Source organism: Hyunsoonleella aestuarii (genome assembly GCF_006148925.1).
GTDB classification, from domain to species: domain Bacteria; phylum Bacteroidota; class Bacteroidia; order Flavobacteriales; family Flavobacteriaceae; genus Algibacter_D; species Algibacter_D aestuarii.
Window position 1 is genome coordinate 175,162 of sequence record NZ_VAWB01000001.1, and the last position, 13,955, is coordinate 189,116.

A 13,955-nucleotide genomic window follows, 5' to 3' on the forward strand; every position below is an offset into this window, starting at 1 on the left:
AGTTACCCTCTTAACCAAGCTTCACGTAAGGCTTTTTGAGAATCTGTAGCATCTGCCTTTTCCATGATACCTTTTCCATTGGTATACGTTTTTGTTGTTGTCGTTTTTATTAGAACTTCTTCTCCATCCCGTTCTAAAACAACTTCTACCTCTTTACCTGGTTGCCATAAAAAAACTTGTTGAAGTAATTCGTTGGCATTTGCTAGAGTTAAATCTGATCCGTCTATTTTTTTTATCACATCATTCGGTTTTACACCTTGTTCTGCCCAAAAACTATTTTCTAAAACCTTTTCGGTAAAAAAGATTGTTCCTTTTTGTCCATCACCACTAATAATAGGCGCGCCATCCATTAGAATATAGTTTGTTTCTACTTTTCCTTCTCCAATTTCTAATCCAACTTTATTAAAGAAATCATTATAATTAATTGGTATATCTCCTATGACATGGTTATCAAAAAAATCTCTTAAGGAAGGATAAGTCATCTCTACAATTTCATCAATTAACTTATCGTCTTCAAACGGCTTGTTCTTTCCATATTTATTAGAAAGTTCTTTCATAAGAGATAAAATCCCTCTATTTCCATCACTAGATTCGCGCATTAAAATATCAACACACATTCCTATTAAAGCCCCTTTTTGATAGACATTTAAGTATTGATCTTTATAAGGTTGCTTAAGAACATTTTCACTCATTATGGTAAAACTCATGGCATCGTTCATTTTTGCGGCTGCCTGAATTTTGCCCATTATCTTATTATAAAATTCAGATTCTTCAACAAGTCCTTGATTAACTTGAAACAAGGTTGCGAAATACTCGGTAACACCTTCGTACATCCATAAATGCTTTGAAAACGTAGGATTGTTATAATCAAAATAATGTACATCTTCAGAATGGACACTTAATGGTGTTACGATGTGAAAAAATTCATGTGATACAATGTCAATCATACTTTGAGCCATAGCGTCTGCTGGAGCCGCTTCAGGCATAACTACTACAGTAGATGTATGATGCTCTAAGGCACCAAACCCTTTAGGAGAATCTTCTTTACCTTCAGATAAATACACATAAATATCATATCGTGGCGTACTATCTATATCTCCCATATATGTCTTTTGGGCTTGCATCATTTTAAAGAAAGTTTCCTTTAAAGATTTAGCTGAATGCACGTTATTAGGCGAATAAACGCTTAATACTATTTTTATGTTGCCAACTTGAAATTCTTCAACATCAAGGTTACCAAACATCATAGGATTATCGGTAATTTCAAAATACCTATTAGCAAAATATGAAGTTGTTATTGTTTTTCCATCTTCACTTACTTTTGAAGAAACATTTTGTAATGCCGAAGTACGTATATAATCAGCAGAACCAGTTACATCTAATTTGTACTGATTGTTTTTTAACGAGTCGAAATAACCTATGAATCCATGTAAATTTAATACATAGTTCTCTGGTTCTATATTAGTTCCTCCTGGAGAAAAAGGTACATCTTTACCAATACCTCCATTTATTTCAATATCGTAAGTATCATTTACTAGGTAGGTGATTTTGTCCAGCTTTTTAGCATTATTTATAGTCCAAGAATTATCATCAATCTTGGTTGCTGGCATTTCATTACCCTCGTAATCAAAAGCCTTAAAATCATCTATATACCTTCCAAAACTGCTCACAGCATAAGTTCCTTGTATTACTTTTGGCAATCTGTAAGTCACTGTTTCTGTAGTAAATCGCCCTGGATTAATTTCAACAGGAGCCTTATCATCTGAAACCTTATCTAAATGGATAGCGCTTTCAATAGGATTGCTGATTGCTAAATCGTTGGCTGAATTTTTTGTAGAACTACAACTGGTAAGTAAAGCACCTATTAAAAAGGCACCAAATATTCTAGTATTCATAAAGTGTATTTAATATTTTCTAAGCTGACGCCAAAAATAAGATTATGTAACACCTTATTTTCATAAGGTTATGTTAAATTCGCAGCATGCCTAAGCCTCTTGTAAGTATATTAACACCATTTAAGGATACAGAACTGTTTTTGGAAGAATGCCTTAATTCGATTATTAACCAAACTTATACTAATTGGGAATTATTGATTGTAGATGATAATTCTTCAGATGGAAGTTACAATCTAGTTGAAAATTTTGCTAAGCAAGACCAAAGAATTAAACTTCTAATTAACAATGGAAAAGGCATTATTGATGCCTTAAGACTAGCATTTAAAAATTCTAACGGGAGCTTGATAACAAGAATGGATAGTGATGACATAATGCACCCAAAAAAACTAGATGTTCTAGTTAACAATCTGTCTAAATATGGCAAGCAGCATATTGCGGTGGGACAAGTGCGTTATTTTTCTAAAGCAGGTATTGGTGACGGATATAAAAGCTATGAGACATGGCTTAATAAATTAACAGAAACAGGGCATAACTATTCTGAAGTTTACAAAGAATGTGTTATACCATCACCATGCTGGATGATTCATCGCGAAGATTTAGTTGCCAGTGATGCGTTTAATCCAAACATATACCCCGAAGATTACGATTTAACATTTCGCTTTTATAAACATAAATACAAATGTATTCCTTGTAATAAGGTTATTCATTTTTGGCGTGATTACCCAACAAGATCATCCAGAACAGATTCTAACTATGCCGAAAATCATTTCATTAATTTGAAGATTAATAATTTCATTGCTATTGATTATAATGAAAATAAAACGCTTGTAATATGGGGGGCTGGAAAAAAGGGAAAAATAACTGCTAAGACTTTGGTAGAAAAAAACATAACCTTTCGTTGGATCTGTGATAATCCCAATAAAATAGGTCGAGATATTTATGGGGTAACACTTGAACCATTTAGTAAACTCAAAACCATTAAAAATGCCCAGAGTATAATTACTGTTGCTAATAAAAAGGCACAAAAAAGTATCATAAACTATATGAATATTTTACATTTAAAACCCACGGTAGATTATATTTTCTTTTGTTAATTACTTCGTTTTCATTTTAATGTTTTATTAAAAAAATGAAAAAAATTATGTAGGTTTGAACAATCTAATTATACCATGCAGTTTAAACACCCCGAACTTCTTTACACTCTTTTTTTACTGCTCATCCCAATTATTGTTCATCTTTTTCAACTTAGAAAATTTAAAAAAGTTACATTCACAAATGTTGCCTTTTTAAAAGAGGCTACTTTACAAACCAGAAAAAGTTCCCAAATAAAAAAATGGTTGATTTTATTCACACGATTATTGCTTTTTGCTGCCATAATTTTAGCCTTTGCGCAGCCTTTTACTTCAAAATCTGAAACATTAAATCAGAAAATTGAAACGGTAATTTACTTAGACAATTCCTTTAGTATGCAAGCAAAGGGTAACAAAGGAGAACTTTTTAAGCGTGCTATTCAAGACATTATTGTTAGTGTTCCTGAAGACGAAGATATGTCAATTGTTACTAATGATAAGGTATTTAAACAAACGACCATAAAAGCAATAAAAAACGAGTTACTTCAATTAAATTATAGTGCAAACGAGTTATCGGCGCGATCAGCTTTATTAAAATGCAAAACCCTACTCAGCAAGAATCAAACCATTAAAAATAACATTGTATTTATATCTGATTTTCAGGAAGATGAATTCGATTTCATAGAAGTAAATGACTCATTAAATAATTTACATTTAGTGAAACTTGAACCAGTTAACACTAATAATATTTCTATTGATAGTGCATACATATCGACTTCTTCAGCTGCTGCAATAGAACTAACAGTAACATTAAGAAACAATGGCGCTTATCAAGACAATATTCCTATTTCTTTATTCAACAATAACAATTTAATAGCCAAAACTAGCATCTCCGTAGACAAAACTGGAAGCGCGACTTTTTCCTTACCAATTAATACTGTTATACTTGGAAAAATTACAATAGATGATGCTAATTTGACCTTTGACGATAAACTTTTTTTTAACATCAACAAACCAGAAAAAACAAATGTTCTTGCAATAAATCAAGCGGACGATATGTTCTTAAAACGCATATTTACAGATAATGATTTCAAATATGCTTCAGCCAATATAAATAACTTAAGCTATAACGATATAAGCAATCAAAGTTTAATTATCTTAAATGAATTAGATAATATCCCAAGTGCTTTAGCTTCGGCTTTAAAATCCTTTACAAATGACGGTGGTGTGATAGTAGTAGTTCCTTCTTCTAATATTTCGCAGCAATCATACAACACTTTGTTGTCTAATTATAATATGGTTATAAATGACTATCTAAATATAGAAAAGCGCATTACAACTATAAATTATTCTCATCCTTTATACAGTAATGGCGTATTCGAAAAACAGGTGAGTAATTTTCAATACCCAAAAGTAAATAATCATTTCGCCCTAGTTTCAAATAATTCTTCATCTATTTTGCAATACGAAAATGGAGCTCCTTTTTTAAGTCAAAATTCAAATGCTTTTGTTTTTTCAGCGCCACTTAATGAAGAGAACTCAAATTTTAAAAGCTCTCCTTTAATTGTCCCTACTCTTTTCAACGTTGGAAAATTTAGTCTTAAAAAGCCACAATTGTATTTCTCTATTGGCAATACTAATAGTTTTGATGTTATAACAGATTTGCAACAAGATGAAATATTAACTTTGGTAAATAATGACATTAACCTTCTACCATTACAACAACAGTTTAGTAATAAGATAGTAGTTAAAACTTCTGAAACACCAGACGTTTCTGGCATTTATTCAGTTAACAATAAAGATAATTCTATAATGCATGTAAGTTATAATTATAAGAGGCATGAGAGCAGATTAGTTTATCGAGACTTATCCCAAATTGAAAATATTTCAATTGATAATTCTATCACAGATGTATTCAACACAATAAAAAGTGATACAAAAATTAATGCCTTGTGGAAATGGTTTGTTATTTTTGCGCTAGCGTTATTGATTATTGAAATGCTCATCTTAAAATATTTTAAATGAACATACTTATAAAATCTGCTACCATAATAGATTCAAGTAGTGAGTTTCATAATACAACACAAGACTTATTAATTGAAAATGGTACGATTACTCAAATTGGCAATAATCTCAACAATCCCAGGAATTATAAAGAATTACGTTTAGAGAATCTGCATGTTTCACAAGGATGGTTTGATAGCTCTGTGTGTTTTGGTGAACCGGGCTATGAAGAACGTGAAACTATTGAAAATGGTCTGAAAGCAGCTGCCAAGTCTGGTTTTACAACGGTTGCCATGAATGCCAACACCAATCCAGTTATTGACACCAATGCAGATGTGGCTTTTGTAAATTCTAAAGCCGCAAAAAATGCAGTTAATTTGCTTCCTATTGGTGCACTTACAAAAACAAGCTCTGGAACAGACTTAGCTGAGCTATATGACATGTCGAATGCTGGGGCAGTAGCATTTTATGATTATAAAAAACCCATTACAAATCCTAATCTCATGAAAATTGCCTTGCAATACGCAAGTAGTTTTAGAGGATTGGTTTGTTCCTTTCCTCAAGAAAATAAAATTTCTGGAAAAGGCGTTGTTAATGAGCATATTACTAGCACCAAACTTGGGCTAAAAGGAAACCCAGCTTTAGCTGAAGAGTTGCAAGTTACAAGGGATTTATTTTTATTGGAATATACTGGTGGTAAATTACATATTCCTACTATATCTACAGCAAAATCAGTTGAATTAATAAGAGAAGCTAAAAAGAAAAAGCTTGACGTGAGCTGTAGTGTTGCCATTCATAATCTGTACTTCACTGATGATGTCCTCGCAGATTTCAATACAAATTATAAAGTACTACCACCTTTAAGAACAAAGGAGGATACTGATGCATTAGTTGCAGGCCTAAAAGATGGCACTATCGATATAGTTACTAGTGACCATAATCCTATTGATATTGAATTCAAAAAAATAGAATTTGATCATGCCGATTATGGTAGTATAGGTTTAGAAAGTGCATTTGGTGCTTTGCAAAATATTTTTACAACAAAAAAGACCATTGATTTACTAACTAAAGGAAAATCCCGATTTGGAGTTGAAAACACATCGATTAATATAGGAAACAAGGCTGATATATCACTTTTCAATCCTGAAACTAAATATACCTTTACAAGAGAAAATATACAGTCGAGATCTAAAAATGCCATATTTGAAGGGGTTACTTTAAAAGGTAAGGTCTATGGTATTATTTCAAATAATAAAGTTATAATAAACTAAGCATTATGACAAACCAAGATATAGCTGAAGGCAAAGGTCTAGCTATTGTAAGTTATCTGGCAATTATAGGAATTATTATTGCCTATTTTATGAATAACGATAAGAAAAATCCCTTTACTAGTTTTCACATAAGGCAATCTATTGGGTTATGGCTTATGTTTCATTTATTAGGTTTTGTTGCAAGCGCTTTTGATAGTTGGAGTGTAAGTTCTGGCTTCTACATCTTTTTTAGCGTACTTTTCATATACGGTTTAATAGGTGCTATTGGAGGCAAAGTCCAAACTGTTCCTTTGCTAGGTGAACAATTCCAAAAATGGTTTTCTGGAATAGGTAGATAACTTGTATGCATAGTAATAATCTTTCCTTATATCATATAAATAGAGCGTCAAGCCTTTCTGAAAACGCACCACTTTTAATCATGCTTCATGGTTATGGTAGTGATGAAAATGATTTATTCTCCTTTGCTAGTGAATTACCAGAAGAACTATTTATTATTTCAGCTAGAGCACCATACCCGATGCAACCTTATGGGAATGCTTGGTATGCAATAAACTTTGATGCTGAACAGCGCAAATGGAACGATAACAAACAAGCCAAAATGTCTTGCGATTTAATATCAACGTTTATAGATGAAGTTACGGCCAATTATCCGGTAAACAAAGATAATGTCACTTTGTTGGGTTTTAGTCAAGGAAGTATCTTAAGTTATGCTGTAGCACTCTCTTATCCTAATAAAGTTAAAAATATTGTGGCTCTTAGCGGTTATGTAAACCACGATATATTACCTAAAAATAAAAGTAAAGAAGACTACCAGCATTTAGATTTTTATTGTTCTCATGGTAGTGTTGACCAAGTAATTCCAGTGGATTGGGCAAGACAAACGCCAAACTTTCTTAAAAGCTTAAATATTAAGCATCACTATTCTGAATTTCCCGTAGGCCACGGTGTAGCACCCCAAAATTTTTACGAATTCAAAGATTGGCTTAGCAAAAGAATATAGCAGAATTCCCTTTTAATATCACAATAAATCAGTCCTCAAGATATTCTCTATTTCTTTTTATCGAAAAAGATTGCAACTGATAGATTAAATTTTATTTTGTTTAATTTTTTACTATATTTGTTAAACAAAATAAACAAACTAATCATGAACTCCAACAAAGCGCTATACAAGCATATAGACCCTACAGGAACAATAATAAGTATTTTATTGATTTTTCTATGGTTTATTAGTCTATATTTTCTGTTAGATTGGAACATTAGCTATACCATGCCTTTGGTTTACATAGCTATTTTATGGCAAACTCATCTATATACTGGACTTTTTATTACAGCGCATGATGCGATGCATGGAAGTGTTTCGAAAAACAAAACAATTAATGCGTTTATAGGTTGGATTACATCATTATTATTCGCTTTTAACTTTTATGACAGACTTCTAAAAAAACATCATGAACACCATAGGTTTGTTGCTACAGAAGAGGACCCAGACTATCATGAATCTGGTAATTTATCGTTATGGTATTGGGAATTCATAAAAAAATATGTCACGGTAAAGCAACTAATCCTTATGACTTTAAGCTTACAACTATTACGATTAATATTCCCTTTAGAAAATTTAATACTGTTTTGGATTTTACCAGGAATACTTTCTACTTTTCAGTTATTTTATTTTGGCACCTACATACCTCATAAAGGGGGACACGATAAACATAAGAATAAACACAATTCAGGTTCTCTTAAAAAAAATCACATTCTGGCATTTATAAGTTGCTATTTTTTTGGATATCATTATGAACATCATGACTCACCTGGAACACCTTGGTGGAGATTATGGCAAATTAAGTAATCCAACAACTCTCTTAGTAATTCATGAAAAAAGCAGCTAAAAAAGCTGCTTTTTTTTATTGGTTTATTACTAATCTAAAACCTTCACCATGAATATTAAGTATTTCTACTTTTTCATCTAGTTTAAGATATTTTCGAAGTTTAGCTATATAAACATCCATACTACGAGATGTAAAGTAATTATCATCTCGCCAAATTTTTGTTAATGCAAGTTCGCGCGGCATTAAATCGTTTTCATGAAGCGCAAGTAAACGAAGTAACTCATTCTCTTTTGGCGATAATTTGATTGGATCCCCTCCTTTGAAACGTAAAAAGCGAAGTTTAGAATTCAAATCGAAACCGCCTATTTTGAACTCAAACTGCTTACTATCAGAAATCGTTTCAGTAGCCTTTCTTTGTATGATTGCCTTAATCTTCATGAGTAAGACTTCACTATCAAAAGGCTTATTTAAATAATCATCTGCTCCTACTTTATAACCTTTTAACACATCTTCTTTCATGGCCTTAGCAGTTAAGAACACAATAGGTACATCCGTATTTTTTTCACGTATTTCTTTTGCTAATGTAAATCCATCTTTATATGGCATCATTACATCGAGTATACATAAATCAAAATCATCTTTTTTAAATTTCTCGAAACCTTCCATTCCATTTTTCGCATGAACCACATCGTAATCGTTCATCATTAGATAGTCTTTAAGAACTGTTCCAAAATTTGGATCATCCTCAACTAGTAAAATTTTCTTGTTTATTTCTTCCATTTTTTATGTTATTATTGGAAGCTTTATGGTAAAAGTACTTCCTTTATCTTTTTCACTTTCCACAGACACATAGCCTTGATGGTCATCTACAATTCGTTTTACATAAGCTAATCCTAATCCATGCCCCTTTACGTTATGTATATTTCCAGTATGCTCTCTATAAAATTTTTCGAACACACGCTTAGAAGCAGCTTTACTCATCCCGCTACCGTAATCTTTTATCTTTAATAAAATATTAGTTCCAATATTTTCTGTTGACACCTCTATTTTAGGCGCATCTGGAGAATATTTTATTGCATTATCTAAAATATTTACTATCACATTTGTAAAGTGAGTTTCATTAGCCAATATTGAAGATTTACTTGCGTTTAAAAACGTTTTTATGTAACCCTGTCTATCTTCAACAATAAGTTCAACATGTGTTATAGCATCAAGGATTAAGTCGTGTAATTTAACTCTATCCTTACTAATATTTAATTCGTTCTTTTCTAGTTTAGATATCCTTAATACATTTTCTACCTGAGCATGCATTCGTTTATTTTCATCTTTTATCATATTAAGATATCGCACTACCTTATCCTTATCATCAATAATTTTTGGATTTTTTATAGCATCCAAAGCCAGATTAATCGTAGCTATAGGCGTTTTAAATTCATGCGTCATATTATTAATAAAGTCGGTTTTAATTTGTGATATTTTTCTTTGCTTTATTAACTGAAACAGCGCACTAGAATATGCTATTACAATAATTGATGTAAAAATAACCGATAATAAAATCATCCCTAATATAGATGATAATATAAATTTACTGTCCTCGGGAAAATTAACAAGCAACTTATAATTACTAATGTTATTTTCATCATAAAACATAGGTACACTAAAAGTTGAAGCTTTGTCGTATTCAAAATCTTCGCTATGTACCTTTGTCGCCAGGTCGTTACCATAAATAGCAAACTCAAAATCTATATCTATATCATTTTCTTTCAATTTTTTTGAAAGTAAGAAATCTATCTCTTCTGTTGAAACCCTCTTATGTACAGGTGTTCTTTTTGAAATAGCTTTAAAATCCCTCTCAAAACTTAATTTTTGAGCTTCATTCAAACTTCCGTTATTTATAATATTTACTATAGGGGCTTTATCTAAGTCCTTCTCAGAAAACTCCACATTATTATAAATTTCGGTGTTAGAACTACCGATGATATTCTTTATATTAATACTATCTAAACCAATGTCAAAGAGCGAGGAAGATAATTTATAGTTCTCTTCTAAAACTCCACTTTTATAAATAAGTGTTTGCTTCGTATCATTATTTTGCTGATAAATAAAAAGTTGAGCTACAGAAACCGAATCTGCTTCCTTCTTTTCATTAACCAATGTTTGGTACTTTTTAAAATATGTTGCTAATTCATCTTTTTCAATCTGATTAGAAACATAAGTTAAAGACTTTTTTACGTTGAAAGTAAACCGCTCCTTTTCATTATTCACGGCATCTTTAATATAATAAGCCTGCACGAAAATGATACCTATAAGTGATAAACTCATTAAAAGAACCAATAGGATAAAAATTCTCTTGCTCATCATTCAAAATTAACATTTTAACATTTAGGGAACTTATCATTTAACCTTACATTAACAAAAATGTTAAAATTGTAATTAGTTAAGTCTGTCAAGTATACTATAGTGTAATTTTTCCACCTGTGAAATAGTATTATCTATATCTATGTTTTCTATAACATAATCTGATAATTCAATCTTTTTAGCATCGCTCCATTGGTTGTCCATAATGGCCTGAATTTTTTCTATTGTCGTGTCATCACGTTTTAAAAGTCGTTCCATTTTAATAGCTTTTGGAGCAGTTACAGTAATGACCAAATCACAATTTTTATGACCGCCATTTTCAAACAGTATAGCAACTTCCTTTATAACATAAGATGCCTTTTGCTTGAGTAGCCATTTATTGAAATGTTTAGCCACTTTAGGATGTACTATGGCATTCATCTCTTCCAGATATGCCTTATCATTAAATATTATTTTTGCGATAAAAGGCTTGTTCAATTTACCATTTACGTAAGCATTATCCCCAAACAATTCCACTAATTCCCGCTTAATGACCTTGGATCTTCGCATAAGCTTTTTAGCCTCTTTGTCTGCTATATAAACAGGAACACCCAACGATTTAAAAATTTTGGCCACTGTGGTTTTACCACTTCCTATACCTCCTGTTAATCCAATAATTGTCATTCTAAAATTATAAATTCTATGCGCTGCTGGTTCAACTTTGCAGTTTTAACAAGTGTTGATCGCTTTACAAGTTCGGGAATAAAAAATGATTGGTTTTCCGTGACCTTACTATAATCGCAAACCACCCTAAAATCTTTTGCCTTTACCTGATTAAATCTTGCAAGACTTGTATAAAAAGAAATATTAACCTCTTTAGGAAAATATTTTAGTGATATGCCTTCTGGCACATTAGAAATAGTAACAGGTATTTTTAAAGTACCTTCTGTAAATTTTTCAACTTCAGCAGTTAAAGTTATTGACTGAGTTGAAAGTTTAAGCTCATTGTCTAATTTCTTTAAACTGACTTTTCTATTAATGTTTGTTTTTACATCTTCTAAATTAACAGCTTCCGTTTCAACATATTCAATCTTTTTTGCTATTGAATGAGGGCCAATTACTTTAATAGAATCTGGTTGTAATTTATAAGATTCTGAAATATTGAAGCCTTGGGTAAATATAATGTTAGATTTTAGAACTACTGGCACCTTTTTTACCAGATTAACATCAAAATTAAACTCTAATCGTTTTGGACTCACCTTAATTAACTCCACCTGATTTGTCAAAGCTCTATTCGCAATGAATTCTAAATTTGAATTATCACAAATAAAAACAGCATTATTTTCTGCTACATCTTTGGAGAAATCAACAGTTAGTGTAGGTCTGCCCAGATAATATTTAAACCATTTAAAACCATGTGTCTTTAATGTCACATTCACAATTGAATCTGAATTATTTAAAATCACCTTTTCTTCTGGTACATTTATTTTTTCAATTTTAAAAGCTAAGGTATTGGTATAATTCTTTGACAACTTAGTAAACATTAAAATTGAAAAAGACATTAGCAGAAAAAGTAAAAAAACATTAATCTTTCTGCTTTCTATCAAGGACAATATTTGTTTTCTCAATCTACTTATCATATGTGTTTAAAAAACAAAGTAGGAAAATAGTTTTCCGGACTTCTTTTAAAAATATTTAATATTAGCCAAGATTTTAAGAACCCTAAACCATAACCAAAAAATTGAATAGAAATTGAGACAAGTGCAAGTATTGAAACAGCAATACTTTTAGTTGAAATCATGGCTAAAATAAATGCAAAGAGAAAATAAAACGCATAAACAATAAGAAACCATTTATAACCAAAAAACCATAACCCGATTGAACACATTAAGGCTAAAACAAACACTGTTGGAAACCAATAGGTTATTTTTTTAGTTGCTGGATGCCAGTTATTTAAAATGGGGCGTACCAATCCAAATTTATGTACCTGATTATAGAATTTTTTCCATGAAATTCTTCTTTTATGATACACGTAAGCATTAGGAATTAATTTAGTCTCAAACCCCAAATCCCAAAGTCTAATAGATAAATCGGGATCCTCTCCTGGGTGAATTCGACCAAATCCATTTGATGCTATAAAAGCTTTTTTTGAAATTCCCATATTGAAGCTTCTTGGCTGAAATCTATCAACGCCTTTTTCACTCCCTCTAATTCCTCCAGTGGAAATTATAGAAGTCATAGAAAAATTTATTGCCTTTTGTAAATTAGTGAATGATTCATGTGCTGCATCAGGTCCTCCAAAGCAATCGACATAACCTACTTTTAAACTTTTCTCTACTTCGTATAAATAATTTTCTGGTAAAATGCAATCGGAATCTAAAATTATAAAATAATTGCCTTTAGCTTTTCTCATCCCATAGTTTCTTGAATCTCCAGGACCCGAATTTTCCTTGAAATAATATGAGATATTTAGTTTTTCATTGAAGTCTTCCACAACCTCTTGAGATGATATGCTGGAGCCATCTTCTACTATTACAACCTCAAAAGCTGTGGATGTATCCAAAGCACAAAAACTATGCAACAGCTCCTTTATTTCGTTCGGACGATTATATACTGGAATGATAAAAGAAAAATCTAACTGCATATAACAAATGTAACAAAAAAGCCACCGTTTTAAAGGTGGCTTTTTTCAATATATATTTTTATGATTATTCCTCACCAACAAAGGTACTCATTACGGCATCACTCACTCCCATATTACTAAATCCACCATCATTAAATAAATTCTGTAAAGTAACACGCTTCGTTAAATCACTAAACAATGACACGGTATAATTAGCACAATCCATTGCTGTAGCATTCCCAAGTGGAGACATTTTTTCTGCGTATGCAATAAAGCCATCAAATCCCTTAACGCCACTACCAGCAGTTGTTGGTGTTGGAGATTGAGAAATTGTATTCACCCGTACTTTTTTATCTCTCCCAAAGAAATAACCAAAGCTTCGGGCTATACTTTCTAAATACGCTTTATTATCGGCCATATCGTTATAATCTGGAAATACGCGTTGTGCTGCCATATAGGTTAAAGCGACTATGCTTCCCCATTCGTTCATAGCATCAGATTTGTACAATGTTTGCATTAGTTTATGAAAAGACATCGCAGACACATCAGTACCCTTTTGAGTCCAATCGTAATTTTGGTCTGTATAATGTTTGCCTTTTCTAACATTAATTGACATACCTATAGAGTGCAATACAAAATCTAATTTACCACCAAGAATCTCCATAGATTGATCAATTAGATTTTGTAAATCTTCTAAAGAGGTAGCATCGGCGCCTATAATTTGAGAACCTGTTTTTTCAGCCAACTCATTTATTTGTCCCATCCTCATGGCAACTGGTGCATTTGTCAACACAAATTGTCCGCCCTCGTCATGCACGCGCTCAGCAGTTTTCCAAGCTATTGAATTTGAATCTAATGCCCCAAAAATAATTCCTTTTTTACCTTTTAATAAGTTATACATATCCTGTACTTTATATTGATTAGTTATT

Annotated in this window: 13 protein-coding genes; 6 read left to right on the forward strand and 7 right to left on the reverse strand. The window is 31.6% G+C overall.

Going from position 1 to position 13,955, the window contains the following annotated elements; all coding sequences use genetic code 11:
* Nucleotides 1-2: 2 nt before the first annotated feature.
* Nucleotides 3-1,895, reverse strand: coding sequence for a M61 family metallopeptidase (locus tag FEF17_RS00875; protein ID WP_139000476.1), 1,893 nt, complete (start codon nucleotides 1,893-1,895; stop codon nucleotides 3-5).
* A gap of 86 nt (nucleotides 1,896-1,981) precedes the next feature.
* Between FEF17_RS00875 and FEF17_RS00880 the strand changes: the two genes are divergently transcribed.
* The 6 genes from FEF17_RS00880 (at nucleotide 1,982) to FEF17_RS00905 (ending at nucleotide 8,086) form a co-directional block, all read left to right on the forward strand.
* Nucleotides 1,982-2,989, forward strand: a complete 1,008-nt coding sequence (locus FEF17_RS00880) for a glycosyltransferase family 2 protein (protein ID WP_139000477.1) — start codon at nucleotides 1,982-1,984, stop codon at nucleotides 2,987-2,989.
* Between the two features lie 75 nt (nucleotides 2,990-3,064).
* Complete coding sequence (locus FEF17_RS00885; RefSeq protein ID WP_139000478.1) at nucleotides 3,065-4,990, forward strand: BatA domain-containing protein; 1,926 nt, start codon at nucleotides 3,065-3,067, stop codon at nucleotides 4,988-4,990.
* The gene (locus FEF17_RS00890; protein ID WP_139000479.1) at nucleotides 4,987-6,240 is read left to right on the forward strand and encodes a dihydroorotase; all 1,254 of its coding nucleotides are present in this window, start codon (nucleotides 4,987-4,989) and stop codon (nucleotides 6,238-6,240) included. Before FEF17_RS00885 ends, FEF17_RS00890 begins: the two co-directional genes overlap by 4 nt.
* 5 nt (nucleotides 6,241-6,245) lie before the next feature.
* Nucleotides 6,246-6,578 (forward strand): hypothetical protein, encoded by a 333-nt coding sequence (locus FEF17_RS00895; RefSeq protein ID WP_139000480.1) that lies wholly within the window; start codon nucleotides 6,246-6,248, stop codon nucleotides 6,576-6,578.
* A gap of 5 nt (nucleotides 6,579-6,583) precedes the next feature.
* Nucleotides 6,584-7,240 carry an alpha/beta hydrolase gene (locus FEF17_RS00900; protein ID WP_139000481.1) on the forward strand — a complete coding sequence of 219 codons (657 nt, stop codon included), beginning with the start codon at nucleotides 6,584-6,586 and terminating at the stop codon, nucleotides 7,238-7,240.
* A 144-nt stretch (nucleotides 7,241-7,384) separates the two neighbouring features.
* Nucleotides 7,385-8,086 (forward strand): fatty acid desaturase, encoded by a 702-nt coding sequence (locus tag FEF17_RS00905; RefSeq protein WP_139000482.1) that lies wholly within the window; start codon nucleotides 7,385-7,387, stop codon nucleotides 8,084-8,086.
* Between the two features lie 55 nt (nucleotides 8,087-8,141).
* Here the strand turns inward: FEF17_RS00905 and FEF17_RS00910 are convergent, their stop codons facing one another.
* From FEF17_RS00910 to FEF17_RS00935, 6 genes are all read right to left on the reverse strand, one after another.
* A complete protein-coding gene (locus tag FEF17_RS00910; RefSeq protein WP_139000483.1) occupies nucleotides 8,142-8,846 on the reverse strand; it encodes a response regulator transcription factor in 705 nt (234 codons plus the stop codon).
* A gap of 3 nt (nucleotides 8,847-8,849) precedes the next feature.
* Nucleotides 8,850-10,388 carry a sensor histidine kinase gene (locus tag FEF17_RS00915; protein ID WP_139000484.1) on the reverse strand — a complete coding sequence of 513 codons (1,539 nt, stop codon included), beginning with the start codon at nucleotides 10,386-10,388 and terminating at the stop codon, nucleotides 8,850-8,852.
* A gap of 111 nt (nucleotides 10,389-10,499) precedes the next feature.
* Complete coding sequence (gene coaE / locus FEF17_RS00920; protein WP_139000485.1) at nucleotides 10,500-11,087, reverse strand: dephospho-CoA kinase; 588 nt, start codon at nucleotides 11,085-11,087, stop codon at nucleotides 10,500-10,502.
* Nucleotides 11,084-11,965, reverse strand: a complete 882-nt coding sequence (locus tag FEF17_RS00925; RefSeq protein ID WP_246046766.1) for a CdaR family protein — start codon at nucleotides 11,963-11,965, stop codon at nucleotides 11,084-11,086. The genes coaE and FEF17_RS00925 overlap by 4 nt, the downstream gene beginning before the upstream one ends.
* 74 nt (nucleotides 11,966-12,039) lie before the next feature.
* Nucleotides 12,040-13,047, reverse strand: coding sequence for a glycosyltransferase family 2 protein (locus FEF17_RS00930; RefSeq protein ID WP_139000486.1), 1,008 nt, complete (start codon nucleotides 13,045-13,047; stop codon nucleotides 12,040-12,042).
* A gap of 64 nt (nucleotides 13,048-13,111) precedes the next feature.
* A complete protein-coding gene (locus FEF17_RS00935; RefSeq protein WP_139000487.1) occupies nucleotides 13,112-13,927 on the reverse strand; it encodes an enoyl-ACP reductase FabI in 816 nt (271 codons plus the stop codon).
* Between the last annotated feature and the right edge of the window lie 28 nt (nucleotides 13,928-13,955).